The organism is Natrinema altunense, assembly GCF_000731985.1.
In the GTDB taxonomy this organism is placed as follows: Archaea; Halobacteriota; Halobacteria; order Halobacteriales; family Natrialbaceae; genus Natrinema; species Natrinema altunense.
The window spans coordinates 1-12181 of record NZ_JNCS01000015.1 but is presented as its reverse complement, the minus strand read 5'-3'; the positions used below and the strand labels follow the sequence as shown (position 1 = coordinate 12181).

Here is a 12181-nt window from a genome sequence, read left to right as displayed (position 1 = left end):
CGACTCATCGCCAGTAGTCCCCATCGGGCGCGAGCGGGTCGATCACGCGGCAGGCGTTTTTCGAGAAGGCGCGGCGCAGCAGGTCCTCCGAGACGTCGAGGGTCAGGATCTCCATGACCGCGACGTTCGGGTGACAGGCGGGTGCGCCGCTCCCGAAGAAGACGCGATCGGGGTGTTCCATGAGCGCCCGCTCGAGGTGGTCGCGATACCGGACGAAACTCGTCTCGAGATAGCAGTCGTCGTATTCGGCGAGCAGATCGATCATCTCGGTCATAAGCGACCGGTCGAGCGGGTAGCCGCCGAAGGAGCCGACGACGACGGGAAAGGAACGCTCGAGGAGGATGTCCGCGAGCGTCCCGGGCGGGGCGTCGACGCCGCCGCGGACGATCACCGGCAGGCCGACGTCGTCGAGAGCCGCGAGGACGTCGTCGTCGGGGTAGTCGTCGACCGCGGGGTCGAGGACGAACCCGTGAAACCGGTCGTCGTACGCGTACTTCTCGATGTCCTCGGGGGACGTGTGGGACTCCTCGCGACTGCTGACCGCGTTGCGCAGACGGCCGGTCGCGTTCCGACCCGGCGTCTGGGTACCGTTGATGCGGGCGAAAGCAACGAACGGGCGGTCGACGCTCCGTCTGGCGACGCCGTTGTTCGGCGCGAGATAGCTCGTTCCCGCCAGCGACGGCGGGAAGACGACCGACCGCGTGATCCCGGCCTGATGCATCTCCCGCTCGAGTCGTTCCGCCGTCATCGGTCGCCCCCCGTGGTCCCCACTGCCGTCCGTCGGCGGCAGCCGCGTCGAGACGTCGACGACGCGGAACCCGTGTTCCAACTCCAGCATCTTCCGAAACGTTTCGCGTCGATCCATATTTCCCTACCGGCTCCGTCGCCGCCCGCCGTGGCGGTCGTTCACATGCGCAATCGCAAGACGGAGCGGCGGTCGGAGGGAAAGAATTATATAGAAGTGCTGACGACATGGTTAGTGAGGATCAACGATGGCACAACAGCGACGCATGGGTGGGCAGCCCATGTTCATCATGAGCGAGGATAGTCAGCGAACGCAGGGTCGCGACGCGCAGTCGTCGAACATCATGGCCGGCAAGGCCGTGGCCGAGTCGGTACGCACGACGCTCGGACCCCGCGGTATGGACAAGATGCTCGTCGACTCCGGCGGGGATGTCGTCATCACCAACGACGGGGCGACCATCCTGAACGAGATGGATATCGAGCACCCCGCGGCACAGATGATCGTCGAGGTCTCCGACTCCCAGGAGGAGGAAGTCGGCGACGGGACGACCACGGCTGCGGTACTCGCCGGCAATCTGCTGGGCGAGGCCGAGGACCTCATCGAGCAGGATGTCCATGCGACGACGATCGTCGAAGGATATCACGAGGCCGCCGAGATCGCCCTCGAGGCGATCGACGAACAGGTCAACGAGGCCGCCGTCGACGACGAAATCCTCCGACAGGTCGCCGAGTCGAGCATGACCGGCAAGGGCACCGGCGGACTCACCGCCGCGTCGCTGGCGGAAACGGTCGTCGAAGCGATCCGCCACGTCGATACTGACGCGGGCGTCGAACGCGACAACGTCACCGTCCACACGCAGATCGGAGCCTCGTCGAACGCGACCGAACTCGTCCCCGGAATCGTCTTCGACGAGGAACCGGCTCACGACGGCATGCCGAGCGAGGTCGAGGACGCGTCGATCGCCGTTCTGGACGTCGAACTCGACGTCCGCACGGGCGACGTCGACGCCGAGTACGCCATCGACTCGATCGACCAGCTCAACGCCGCCATCGACGCCGAGGAGGGCGAACTCGAGGGCTACGCCGAGACCGTCGCCGAGAGCGGTGCCGACGTCGTCTTCACGACCGAAGACGTCGCCGACCGCGTCGCCAACGCCCTCGCCAACGAGGGCGTCCTCGTCTTCGAGGGGCTTGGCGACAGCGACGCCCGACAGGTCGCCTCCGCGACCGGCGCACGCCGCGTCGGTGACCTCGACGATCTCGAGGAATCCGACTTCGGCTCGGCCGACCGGATTCACACGGAGACCTACGGCGACGACGACCTCGCGTTCGTCGAGGGCGGCGCAGCGGCCGAGACGGTCACCGTCTTCGTCCGCGGCGGCACCGAACACATCGTCGACGAACTCGAGCGCGCCATCGGTGACGCACTCGACGTCGTCGCGACGGCGCTGGAATCCGGCGAGGTCGTCCCGGGTGCCGGCGCGACCGAAATCTCGATCGCGGACAAGATCCGTGAGGAAGCCGCCGGGATCGAGGGCCGCAAACAACTCGCCGTGACGGCCTTCGCCGACGCGGTCGACATCGTCCCCCGCACGCTCGCGGCCAACACCGGCCGCGACCCGATCGACGTGCTCGTGGACCTTCGTGCCGCCCACGAATCCGAGGGTCGGGCCGGCCTGATCACCACGGGTGACGAGGTCACGATCGACGATCCCTTCGAGCACGGGGTCGTCGACCCTGCCGACGTCAAGCGTGAAGCCGTCGAGAGCGCGACCGAGGCCGCCACGATGATCGCCCGCATCGACGACGTCATCGCCGCCGAATAACGTCGCTGTTCGCGGTTTCCGCTTCGAACGCACACTTTTTTCGAGCGCTGTTGTCCCGGTAGTCATCACGATTAGCCAATAGTGTTAAGTGTTAATACCCACCAGTTAGAAGTGTTATGTCCGGCACTGCTCCGCGAGACACACTGACGCCGATCGCCGCCACTGACGGCCGCACGGTCTACTACGACGACGACCGTGGCACCTACCACACGTGGTGTGAGGACGGCGCGTACGAGCCGGTGAGTACGGCACTCCTCATGACCGTCTCGTCGGTGCTCGGGCTCGAACCGGACGATCTCGAGGCGCTCTCCGAGTGCGTCGAACCGGACGCGCTGAACGCCCTCTTCGTTCACTGGCGCGGTGCCGACTCCCGCGCCGGCGACGGGTCGATCACGTTCACGTTTTCGCAGTGTGTCGTCACGGTCCGTGCCGACGGCGAACTCGTGATCGATCCGGCCCGGACACCCGCCGATCCGACCGGTGATTGAGTCGGGGGTCCACCGCGGCGTTTCACTCCCACGGAGCCGTCACGAGGGCGTTTCGAGGACGACTCGATCGCCGGGCGCGAGGCCGAACGCCTCCTCGCCGCGGCCCCGATTGACGTCGAGTTCCACGTACCCGTGGCTGCCGACGGTCGCGAGTCGAGCACCCACGGAAACGGCCGCGAAGGTCTCGCCGACCGGAACCGGGTCGCCGTTTACCAGGACCCGGGTCCGGCCGTCGAGGAACGACCCGGGCACGTTCGTGATCGCGTTCCCGAACCCGTCGACGACCATCACCTCGCCGACTGCACGGTGTTCCTCGAGATCGGCTGTCGGAAGCTCGAGGTCGACCCCGACGGACCCCGACTCGAGACACGTGAGCGAGCCGAGCGCATCGCTCTCGGCGTCGTGAACGGCGGCGGCAGCGGGAGCGAAGACGTCCCGCCCGTGAAAGGTGTTACTCCGCGGTGAGCCGTGTTCGCTCGGCTGCGACGGTATCGTCGGGTTCACGGGACCGACCTCGTCCTCGTCGATCACGTACGCCTCGCGTTCGCCGTCGTCGCCGCCCGCGAGTCGCCGCGCCGCGGGGCACAAAACGCCGTTATCCGGGCCCACGAGCGTGTGATCGCCGGCACGGAGCACCAGCGCGGCCCGCTCGGTCCCGACGCCGGGATCGATCACGACGAGGTGGGTTGCCGGGGGGAAGTACGGCAACACCTCGCGAAGCCAGAACGCCGCCGTTCGAACGTCCTGCCGCGGAAAATCGTGCGCGACGTCGACGACTCTAGCATCCGTCCGCTGTCCCAGTACGCCCTTCATCGCCGCCGGATACGGCGTACCGAAGTCGGACGCGAGCGTAATCATGGTCGGCCGTACGGCGTGAGCACCCAAAGACAGCGGGGATTCGGTGGCGGTCGCTCGGCACCCGTGTTCGTGTCCCGCGTCAGTCCCCGTTCGAGTCCGAGTCGCTGACCATCTGGATGCGTTCGATCCCGTTCATCTCCTCGACGACGTCGACGACCGGTTCGGGGACGAGCGACTCCCAGTCGCCGCCCGTGATCATCCGCTCGCGGACCTCCGACCCCTCGAGAACCTCGCGGTTGAACATCGGCGACTGCCGGATCTCGATGTCGGCTTCGCGGAAGAGTTGGATCACGAGTGGGTTGTTCGAGTAGGCGACGTCGAAGTCGGGACTCATGCTCTGGACGTGGCTGACCCACACCGAGTTGCGTTCGAGGTCCTCGATCGGGACGGCGTAGGTGACGAGATCGAACTCGACGAGCGATTTCGTGATCATCATGATCCGTTCGCCCGCCGTAAACGGGTTCCGGACGGTATGCGAATCGTCGGCGCTTCCGATCCCGAGGACGAGTTCGTCGACGTCCGCGGCGATCCGCTCGACCATGTTCCGATGGCCGTTGTGAAAGGGCTGAAAGCGACCGATGTAGAACCCCCGAGTCATGCCGGTCACTGCACGGGCGCGGCGCTTAAGGGTGGCGAGTTCACCTCGAGCCGAGCGGTCGGCGTCCCGATCGATCCCTGCCGACGTTCCGCCGACCCTGACGCTGCTCGACGGAGACCGATCAGGTAACTATATATTCCTTCTCGAGCAATACTGTATTAAACGAACCGGTCCCACTGGCTGCTTTCCGCTGTCGACCGCTGTTCCGCCCGGTATCACCGACTGACACCATCCTCCGCATGGAGAAAGTATATCAGTCGCAATCCCTTCGAACCAGATACCGAACAGAGTTCTATGAGTAACGATACGAACGTTGACGACCCTCCCGAAGACGCTTCGGACACTGCTTCCGACGGGACTGACCCCGTCGAACAGCCCGAGCGTCAGGGAGACCGGTCGCCGCTCGAGGAGGACGGTGACCGTCGCAACGACGTCGACGATCCGATCGACGAACTCGAGCCGTCGTCCGACGAGGACGACGACATCGAGACCGTCGAGGACCTCGGGAGTACCGTCGAGGTCGATCCAGGCGTCGAGGTCGACGAGGAGATCGCCGAGGACGATCTGCTGGGCGGTCTGAAGATCGATTCGACCGAGGACATCGAAGTCCCCGATCGGCTCGTCGATCAGGTCATCGGTCAGGACGAAGCGCGAGATATCATTATCAAGGCGGCGAAGCAGCGCCGGCACGTCATGATGATCGGTTCGCCGGGGACCGGTAAGTCGATGCTGGCGAAGGCGATGAGCCAACTGCTTCCGAAGGAGGATCTTCAGGACGTTTTAGTCTACCACAATCCCGACGACGGCAACGAGCCGAAGGTCCGAACCGTTCCCGCCGGAAAGGGCGAACAGATCATCGACGCCCACAAGGAAGAAGCCCGCAAGCGCAACCAGATGCGATCGATTCTGATGTGGATCATTATTGCCGTCGTCATCGGGTATGCGCTTCTGGTAGGCGGACAAATCCTGCTTGGCATTCTCGCAGCAGGGATCATCTGGCTGATCTTCCGCTACACCTCTCGTGGCACGGATGCAATGGTGCCCAACATGATCGTCAACAACGGCGATCAGCGCGTCGCACCCTTCGAGGACGCGACCGGTGCCCACGCCGGCGCACTGCTCGGTGATGTCCGCCACGACCCCTTCCAGTCCGGCGGCATGGAGACGCCGAGCCACGACCGCGTCGAACCGGGCGCGATCCACAAGTCCAACAAGGGCGTGCTGTTCGTCGACGAGATCAACACGCTCGACATCCGGACCCAGCAGAAGCTGATGACGGCCATCCAGGAAGGCGAGTTCGCCATCACGGGCCAGTCCGAGCGCTCCTCGGGCGCGATGGTCCAGACCGAACCCGTCCCCTGTGACTTCATCATGGTCGCCGCCGGGAACCTCGACGCCATGGAGAACATGCACCCCGCGCTCCGCAACCGGATCAAAGGGTACGGCTACGAGGTCTACATGGACGACACCATCGAGGACACCCCCGAAATGCGGCGCAAGTACGCCCGCTTCATCGCCCAGGAGGTCGAACGCGACGGCCGCCTGCCCCACTTCACCGACGACGCCGTCGAGGAACTCATCCTCGAGGCGAAACGCCGTTCGGGCCGCAAGAACCACCTCACGCTGCTGTTCCGCAGCCTCGGCGGGTTGGTCCGCGTCGCGGGCGACATCGCCCGCGCGGAGGATCGCGAGTACACCACCCGTGACGACGTCTTGCAGGCGAAGAAACGCTCGCGGTCGATCGAGCAACAGCTCGCCGACGACTATATCGAGCGCCGCAAGGACTACGAGCTGCAGGTCAACGAGGGCGGCGTCGAAGGCCGCGTCAACGGCCTCGCCGTCATGGGCGAGGACTCGGGCATCATGCTGCCGGTCATGGCCGAAATCGCCCCCGCACAGGGCGGCGGGCAGGTCATCGCCACCGGTAAGCTCCAGGAGATGGCCGAGGAGTCCGTCCAGAACGTCTCCGCGATCATCAAGAAGTTCTCCGACGTCGACCTCTCGGAAAAGGACATCCACATCCAGTTCGTCCAGGCCGGCCAACAGGGCGTCGACGGCGACTCTGCTTCCATCACGGTCGCGACCGCCGTCATCTCGGCACTGGAGAACATCCCGGTCGACCAGTCGGTCGCGATGACCGGCTCGCTGTCGGTGCGTGGTGACGTCCTCCCGGTCGGTGGGGTGACCCACAAGATCGAGGCCGCCGCCAAGGCCGGTTGTACGAAGGTCATCATCCCTGAAGCGAACGAACAGGACGTGATGATCGAAGAGGAGTACGAGGACATGATCGAGATCATCCCCTGTGCGAACATCAGCGAGGTCTTGGACGTCGCCCTGATGGGCGAACCGAAGAAGGACTCGCTGGTCGACCGTCTCAAGTCGATCACCGGGACGGCGTTCGATCAGGGTACCGTCGGCTCCGCCAGCGGGTCGAACCCGAGCCCGCAGTAAATGCCGCAGTGGGCGACGTTCGTCGGCATCACCGGCGTCGTCCTCGCGCTCCTGCTCGTTTTATCGCACCTGACACAGTCCGCGTTTACCGACGGCGATCCCGATCCGAGCGACGGCGATCCCGATCCGAGCGACGGCGACCCCCGGGCGAACACGACGACCGCCGCCGAGACGGGCGACGGGCCGGGCAACTCACAGCCGCGAGACGCCGAGCCGGCGGCCGGTTCGAACGGGGGTGAGCGGCCGGCCGTCGCGAGGGACAGCGAATCGACGCGAGACGACCGTTTCGCCGATGCCCAGTCCGACGCCGCGGGCGATCCACGTGACGTGTCGCTCGAGACGCCCGGACGGCGACGGCCGGCCGACCGTGGCGTCGATCCGGACTCGCTGTCGACCGGGCTGGTCCTCGCGAACGTCGCCTTCTCGCAAGGCCTGTTCGCGCTCGTGTTACTCGGCGCCGCGATCTACACCGCCGTTCCGGCCGCGGCACTGGGGATCGAATTGTCCGTCGCGTACCTCCGAACGGGGCTGCTCTGGGGGACGGCAGCCGGATGCGTCTTCTACGTCGCGAACGAACTCGCTGGGGCGGCGGCGACCCGCGTCGGATTCGACCACGACGAGGCCCTTCGGGAGCTGTTGTCTCCCGACTCGCTCGCGGGCTGGCTCGTCCTGTTGCTGGGCGTGCTCCCGATCATCGCCTTCTTCGAGGAGTTCCTCTTCCGAGCGGCGCTGATCGGCGTCCCCGCCGCCGGCTACGGAGTCTCGCCGTGGCTGCTCGCGGTCGGTTCCTCGATCGCGTTCGCGCTCGGCCACGGCATGCAGGGCCCGGTCGGCGTCGTCGTCACCGGACTCCTCGGGTTCGTCCTCGCGGCCGTCTTCATCGTCACCGGAAGCCTCCTGGTCGTCGTCGTCGCCCACTACCTGATCAACGCCCTCGAGTTCGTCGTCCACGAAGGGATCGGGCTCGAGTGGGCGGAACCCCTCGAAGGCTAGGGGTCGTTGCAAGCACGATGTCGGTCTGCAGTCTGCAGCGCGATTTTTCGTGCCGATTCCACCGTCATCGGAAGCACACAGCGATCGTCCCAGTCACGTAACGAACAACCGCCAGTTGAGGTGCTGAATAGATAGTGCCAGGGAACCGTCTTTGTAACAACTGCTAAGGGTCGGGAACGGGTTGATGACGCATGGAACTGACTGCCGGATCGACGACCCGCTCTCGAGCGGTTACCGGCCTCATTCTGGGGTACTTCGCCGTGTTCGCCTACGCGACGATCACGAACGATCCGCTGGCGGCGACCGTCACACAACTCGGCTTCGGGATCGTCGCGATCGCCGTGGGGGCGATGCTGTACGGGCAGCGGCCGGCACCGCGGTCAGCGCTGACCGCGGCCGCGGGCTGTCTCGTCGCGGGCGGCGTGTTGACCGTCGGTGCCGTCCTTACGCAGTCGGCCGTCGTCGACGGGCTCTCGTCGCTGCTGGTGCTTCTCGGGCTCGGCTGTTACGGCTATGCGATCTGGCGTGCGAACTGACCGGCTGCCGGACCGACTCGGCGCTCGATTGTCGCTCACGCGCTCGTCCGGAGCACCTGCGCCGTCGGGAGCGTCCAGCCGTAGGTGACGGCGGCGATGCGCGTTCCGACCGTCACCGCCGCACAGATCGCCGCGGCGACGCTACCGGAGCCGCCCAACAGGGTGACGACCCAGTACGTCCCGCCGCCGAGCACCGCACAACTCGCATAGAAGTCCTCGAGCAGAATGAACGGCGACCGGTCCAGTAGGATGTCCGCGAACGCCCCGCCGCCGACCGCGTTGATCGTCGCGATCGTGACGACGCCGAAGCCCGAGACGCCGACGCCGGTCGCGACGATGGCCCCGGTCGTGGTAAACGCGGCGAGTCCGACGGCGTCGGAAACCAGCGTGATCGGATGGTCGTCGGCCGACTCGAGGGCGACGCTCACCCCGATCGCCAGCGCGACGCCGAACACGCCGAGGGCGATCTCGACCGGCGACTGGAGCGCTAACGGCACCCGATTGACCAGGATGTCCCGCGTCGCCCCGCCGGCAAACGCCGTGACGAGTCCGACGACGGCGACGCCGAACAGGTCGAACTCCTCCCGGATCGCTTTGGTCGCCCCGACCAGTGCGAACGCGACGAGCCCGATCGCGTTCATCACGGCGAACGGATCGACGAACAGTGCGATAGCCAACTCTCGTCCCACTGGTCTTCTACAGGTCGGCGATCGTCTTGAGCGCTACGGGTCGACGCCGAACCGGCACTAAAACTGCTCGAGCCCGGTCTGTTCGGCCGCAGCGAGCGCGTCCTCGCAGGTCGACCACGACTCCCGCGCGAACGGCGGGAGGGAACTGTGCTCGTCGACGTAGGACGCGAGGAACTCGCGGGTGGTCGAGTCGCCCGGGTAGCCACTGCCGATCGGGCCGTACTCGTCGGCCAGCGCGGCGATGTGCGCGTCGCGGTCGACCTTGGCGACGATGCTGGCCGCGCCGACCAGCGGTGCGTCGTCGTCGGCACCGTGGCGGGCGTCGACGTCGATCTCGACCGAGCAGGCGTCGGCGACGCGCCTGGCGAATCGGTCGGCGTCGGTGTCGCAGGCGTCGCAGAGCCCCGATGGACGATCGCCTGCGGCTGCAGCCGACCCGACGCTCCCGATCGCGTCGTCGATCGCGGTCGCGTGCGCTTCGACCGCCAGCGAGTTCATGTCGGTCCCCGGATCGTCGATCCGGGCGGGTGTGATCTCGGCGACGCCGATCGCGATTCGATCGTCGGTGCGGAGGATCGCCGCCAGTTCCTCGCGTCGGTCGGGTGTGAGCCGTTTCGAGTCCCTGATCCCGTCTGGAAGAGCGTCCGGGTCCTCGAGGTGGACGGCTGCGGCGAACATCGACCCCAGGGCTGGGCCTTTTCCCGCTTCGTCGACGCCGAAGGGCATACCCGTCCGCTCGAAGGGCGAAGGCAAAACGGTTGTGACTCGGCCGGGTGGCCGATCGTGGATCGATCAGCCGCGTGGCCGCTCGTCTCGTCGTCGACGATCGCTTCGATGTCCTCCCAGTCGAACGCCGAGACCGAGCGGTCGGCATGAACTGCGAAGAACGCGCCCTCGGAGAACGGGCCGAACTCCTGTTGGGTGAGCCAGACGCCGTCCGTATCAGCGGTCCGTTCGCCACGGAACGTCGCCCGATGGTCGAACGAGTCGCGGTCGAAGACGTGGAACCGACTGCGTTCGTCGATCTGGTCGGTACACAGCCAGTACCCGTCCTCGTCGTCGGTGTACAGGTCGATCCCCTCCGGATCGGCGTCGAACACCGTCGGCCCGACGGAAACGAAGTTCCCGGCGAGATCGTACAGCTTGATCGACGACGCTCGTTCGTCGGCAATCGCGAGCCGGTTGGACGCCGGATCGGCGTAGATCGTCTCCACTTCGGAGAGCGCTCCCGGTTTCTCGGTTGCGCCGAACGTGTTGACGTGGCTCGCATCGATGCCGGTTTCCGTCACTGTGAACCGATAGTGTTTGACGCGCTCGTCCAGTTCCGAGACGGCACTGGCGTCGTAATCGTCGGTCACGAACAGTTCGTAGCCGAAATAGCTCCGGAAGACCGTACAGCCATACGGCTTGCGCAGGCGGGCCTGGCCGAACGTTCCGAGAGGGGTGCGATCGGGCAGCCGGATTACCTGGATGCGCCGGTTGTCGCGTTCGACGACGACGGCGAGGTCGTCGATGACGAACACCTCGTTCGGGCGCTGAAACTCGCCGAGACCGGTGCCCTCGATTCCGATCCGCTCCCGGTACGCACCGTCTCTCGCAGTGAAGACCACGAGTTCGTCGCTCTCCTTCGCCGTTACAGGTTGAACAGGCGCAATGCCACGGCCTTTAGGCCGTGGATACGCGCCGTCACTAAGTGACGCAAACTACCGACAATAGCACGGCCTGATATTCCAACAGATATTTAAGATATTATATACAATTACAATTGTAATGGTCACGGTGACTGTCACCGCGAAGTTCCACAACCCATCCCTCTCACGGCGGAAAGAGTGGCAACGCGCCTCTCGCCTCTACCGTGATACCAAACAATTCTGTATCGACGGATGGGAGAACGGCGACTTCGACAAGTCAGTGACCACGGCCAGCATTGACAATGACCTCTACTCGGCTATCCAGAACCAAGCCATCCGAGAGGCGAAATCCGACCACAATAAGGACGGAGAGGTTCGCTACCGAGAGAGTCAGCCGTTCGCCGTCAACAACCAGAACTGGGAAATCGACACGACCGAGAACGGCACGGTTGTCGTCGGCTTCCCGTGCGTCTCCCACTGGTGGTACACCCCGATAGAGGTGTACGACGACATTGCCGACCCCGTAGACCGACTGGTCGAGGGTGACGCCGACAAGACCCGCCTACAGGTCTACCGCCGTGGCGACGACTGGTACTGTACGTTCAACATCGAGTACGACGCCGACACGTCGGGTGAGACTCCTATCGGTGTCGATATAGGCGAACGTCATATCCTCGCTGTGACTGCATATGGCGAAGACGAGTCAATGCTGGTGTCAGGTGGTGAGGCGAAGTACGTTCGACGCAAATATCGTTCCCTACGCGATTCGCTTTCGGAAGCGGGTGTGCGCTTCGCGCACGTAACCGTGTAGGTGACAAAGAACAGCGTCGAATCACGGACTTGAACCACAAACTCTCCCGTCGTCTCATCACGTTCGCGGACCAGTTCGAGAACCCCGTCATTCGGATGGAAGACCTCGAAGGCATCCGTGAGAACAGTTCGTGGTCAGGTGTCCACTCGTGGCATTTCCACCAACTCCAACAGTTCATCACGTACAAGGCCGAACGTGCTGGTATCCGCGTTGAGAAGGTTGACGCCTCCCACACCAGCCAGCGGTGTTCGGCGTGTGGTTCGATGGGAACCCGTGATGGCGACCACTTTTCGTGCACGGAGTGTGGTCGTGGACGTCACGCTGACCTGAACGCTTCGGAGAATATCGCACAACGGGAGGGTGAACCATGCACGGGCTAACACTAAGCGGAACAGAGTTCCGCGAGGTCAGCGGGATCACAGATCCCGCCAGACTTCGGGTGAGGCGAACCGTGCTACCTCGCGGGCTGAAGAACCCGCCGTCGTCATCGGGTGGTTCGAGGGAGCAAAGCTCTCTCGTCATCACGAAAGGCGCAGAGCGCCTTTCGAACGACTAC

Annotated in this window: 12 protein-coding genes and 1 pseudogene; 8 read left to right on the top strand and 5 right to left on the bottom strand. The window is 65.0% G+C overall.

Going from position 1 to position 12181, the window contains the following annotated elements; all coding sequences use genetic code 11:
* Positions 1–4 precede the first annotated feature (4 nt).
* Positions 5–865: an amidohydrolase family protein gene (locus ALTAJ2_RS17625; RefSeq protein WP_007107952.1), complete on the bottom strand. Its 861-nt coding sequence runs from the start codon at positions 863–865 to the stop codon at positions 5–7.
* A gap of 160 nt (positions 866–1025) precedes the next feature.
* Here ALTAJ2_RS17625 and thsA point away from each other — a divergent pair, with 160 nt between their 5' ends.
* Entirely contained in the window at positions 1026–2570 is a 1545-nt protein-coding gene (thsA, locus tag ALTAJ2_RS17620) for a thermosome subunit alpha (protein WP_007107951.1), read from the top strand.
* 116 nt (positions 2571–2686) lie between these two features.
* A complete protein-coding gene (locus ALTAJ2_RS17615) occupies positions 2687–3058 on the top strand; it encodes a HalOD1 output domain-containing protein (protein WP_007107950.1) in 372 nt (123 codons plus the stop codon).
* Between the two features lie 39 nt (positions 3059–3097).
* On the opposite strand, the gene ALTAJ2_RS17610 is transcribed toward ALTAJ2_RS17615, so the two are convergent.
* Both ALTAJ2_RS17610 and ALTAJ2_RS17605 read right to left on the bottom strand, forming a co-directional pair.
* Positions 3098–3916: an SAM hydrolase/SAM-dependent halogenase family protein gene (locus ALTAJ2_RS17610; RefSeq protein WP_007107949.1), complete on the bottom strand. Its 819-nt coding sequence runs from the start codon at positions 3914–3916 to the stop codon at positions 3098–3100.
* A 79-nt stretch (positions 3917–3995) separates the two neighbouring features.
* Entirely contained in the window at positions 3996–4514 is a 519-nt protein-coding gene (locus ALTAJ2_RS17605; RefSeq protein ID WP_007107948.1) for a nicotinamide-nucleotide adenylyltransferase, read from the bottom strand.
* 294 nt (positions 4515–4808) lie between these two features.
* Here ALTAJ2_RS17605 and lonB point away from each other — a divergent pair, with 294 nt between their 5' ends.
* The 3 genes from lonB to ALTAJ2_RS17590 all read left to right on the top strand — a co-directional run bounded on the left by lonB (position 4809) and on the right by ALTAJ2_RS17590 (position 8494).
* Positions 4809–6965, top strand: coding sequence for an ATP-dependent protease LonB (gene lonB / locus ALTAJ2_RS17600; RefSeq protein ID WP_007107947.1), 2157 nt, complete (start codon positions 4809–4811; stop codon positions 6963–6965).
* Entirely contained in the window at positions 6966–7958 is a 993-nt protein-coding gene (locus ALTAJ2_RS17595) for a CPBP family intramembrane glutamic endopeptidase (protein WP_007107946.1), read from the top strand.
* 191 nt (positions 7959–8149) lie between these two features.
* Positions 8150–8494, top strand: a complete 345-nt coding sequence (locus ALTAJ2_RS17590) for a hypothetical protein (protein ID WP_007107945.1) — start codon at positions 8150–8152, stop codon at positions 8492–8494.
* A gap of 35 nt (positions 8495–8529) precedes the next feature.
* Here the strand turns inward: ALTAJ2_RS17590 and ALTAJ2_RS17585 are convergent, their stop codons facing one another.
* Together ALTAJ2_RS17585 and rnhB are read right to left on the bottom strand one after the other, a co-directional pair.
* Positions 8530–9183 carry a trimeric intracellular cation channel family protein gene (locus ALTAJ2_RS17585; protein ID WP_007107944.1) on the bottom strand — a complete coding sequence of 218 codons (654 nt, stop codon included), beginning with the start codon at positions 9181–9183 and terminating at the stop codon, positions 8530–8532.
* A gap of 57 nt (positions 9184–9240) precedes the next feature.
* A complete protein-coding gene (gene rnhB / locus ALTAJ2_RS17580) occupies positions 9241–9909 on the bottom strand; it encodes a ribonuclease HII (protein ID WP_049899725.1) in 669 nt (222 codons plus the stop codon).
* Between the two features lie 146 nt (positions 9910–10055).
* On the opposite strand from rnhB, the gene ALTAJ2_RS19310 reads away from it, so the two are divergent.
* From ALTAJ2_RS19310 to ALTAJ2_RS19960, 3 genes and pseudogenes are all read left to right on the top strand, one after another.
* Complete coding sequence (locus tag ALTAJ2_RS19310) at positions 10056–10880, top strand: hypothetical protein (protein WP_144240273.1); 825 nt, start codon at positions 10056–10058, stop codon at positions 10878–10880.
* A gap of 73 nt (positions 10881–10953) precedes the next feature.
* A pseudogene (locus ALTAJ2_RS17575) lies at positions 10954–12005 on the top strand (RNA-guided endonuclease TnpB family protein).
* On the top strand, positions 11993–12181 hold a 189-nt coding region (locus ALTAJ2_RS19960; protein ID WP_204367385.1), incomplete at its 3' end, for a hypothetical protein. The pseudogene ALTAJ2_RS17575 and the gene ALTAJ2_RS19960, both read left to right, overlap by 13 nt.

What these genes read in the sequence shown, in the direction of transcription:
- thsA (WP_007107951.1), top strand. Translation starts at nt 1,026, where the DNA reads ATGTTCATCATGAGCGAGGATAGTCAGCGAACGCAGGGTCGCGACGCG.
- ALTAJ2_RS17605 (WP_007107948.1), bottom strand. Translation starts at nt 4,514, where the DNA reads ATGACTCGGGGGTTCTACATCGGTCGCTTTCAGCCCTTTCACAACGGC.
- ALTAJ2_RS17595 (WP_007107946.1), top strand. Translation starts at nt 6,966, where the DNA reads ATGCCGCAGTGGGCGACGTTCGTCGGCATCACCGGCGTCGTCCTCGCG.
- ALTAJ2_RS17610 (WP_007107949.1), bottom strand. Translation starts at nt 3,916, where the DNA reads ATGATTACGCTCGCGTCCGACTTCGGTACGCCGTATCCGGCGGCGATG.
- ALTAJ2_RS17590 (WP_007107945.1), top strand. Translation starts at nt 8,150, where the DNA reads ATGGAACTGACTGCCGGATCGACGACCCGCTCTCGAGCGGTTACCGGC.
- lonB (WP_007107947.1), top strand. Translation starts at nt 4,809, where the DNA reads ATGAGTAACGATACGAACGTTGACGACCCTCCCGAAGACGCTTCGGAC.
- ALTAJ2_RS17615 (WP_007107950.1), top strand. Translation starts at nt 2,687, where the DNA reads ATGTCCGGCACTGCTCCGCGAGACACACTGACGCCGATCGCCGCCACT.
- ALTAJ2_RS19310 (WP_144240273.1), top strand. Translation starts at nt 10,056, where the DNA reads ATGAACTGCGAAGAACGCGCCCTCGGAGAACGGGCCGAACTCCTGTTG.
- ALTAJ2_RS17625 (WP_007107952.1), bottom strand. Translation starts at nt 865, where the DNA reads ATGGATCGACGCGAAACGTTTCGGAAGATGCTGGAGTTGGAACACGGG.
- rnhB (WP_049899725.1), bottom strand. Translation starts at nt 9,909, where the DNA reads ATGCCCTTCGGCGTCGACGAAGCGGGAAAAGGCCCAGCCCTGGGGTCG.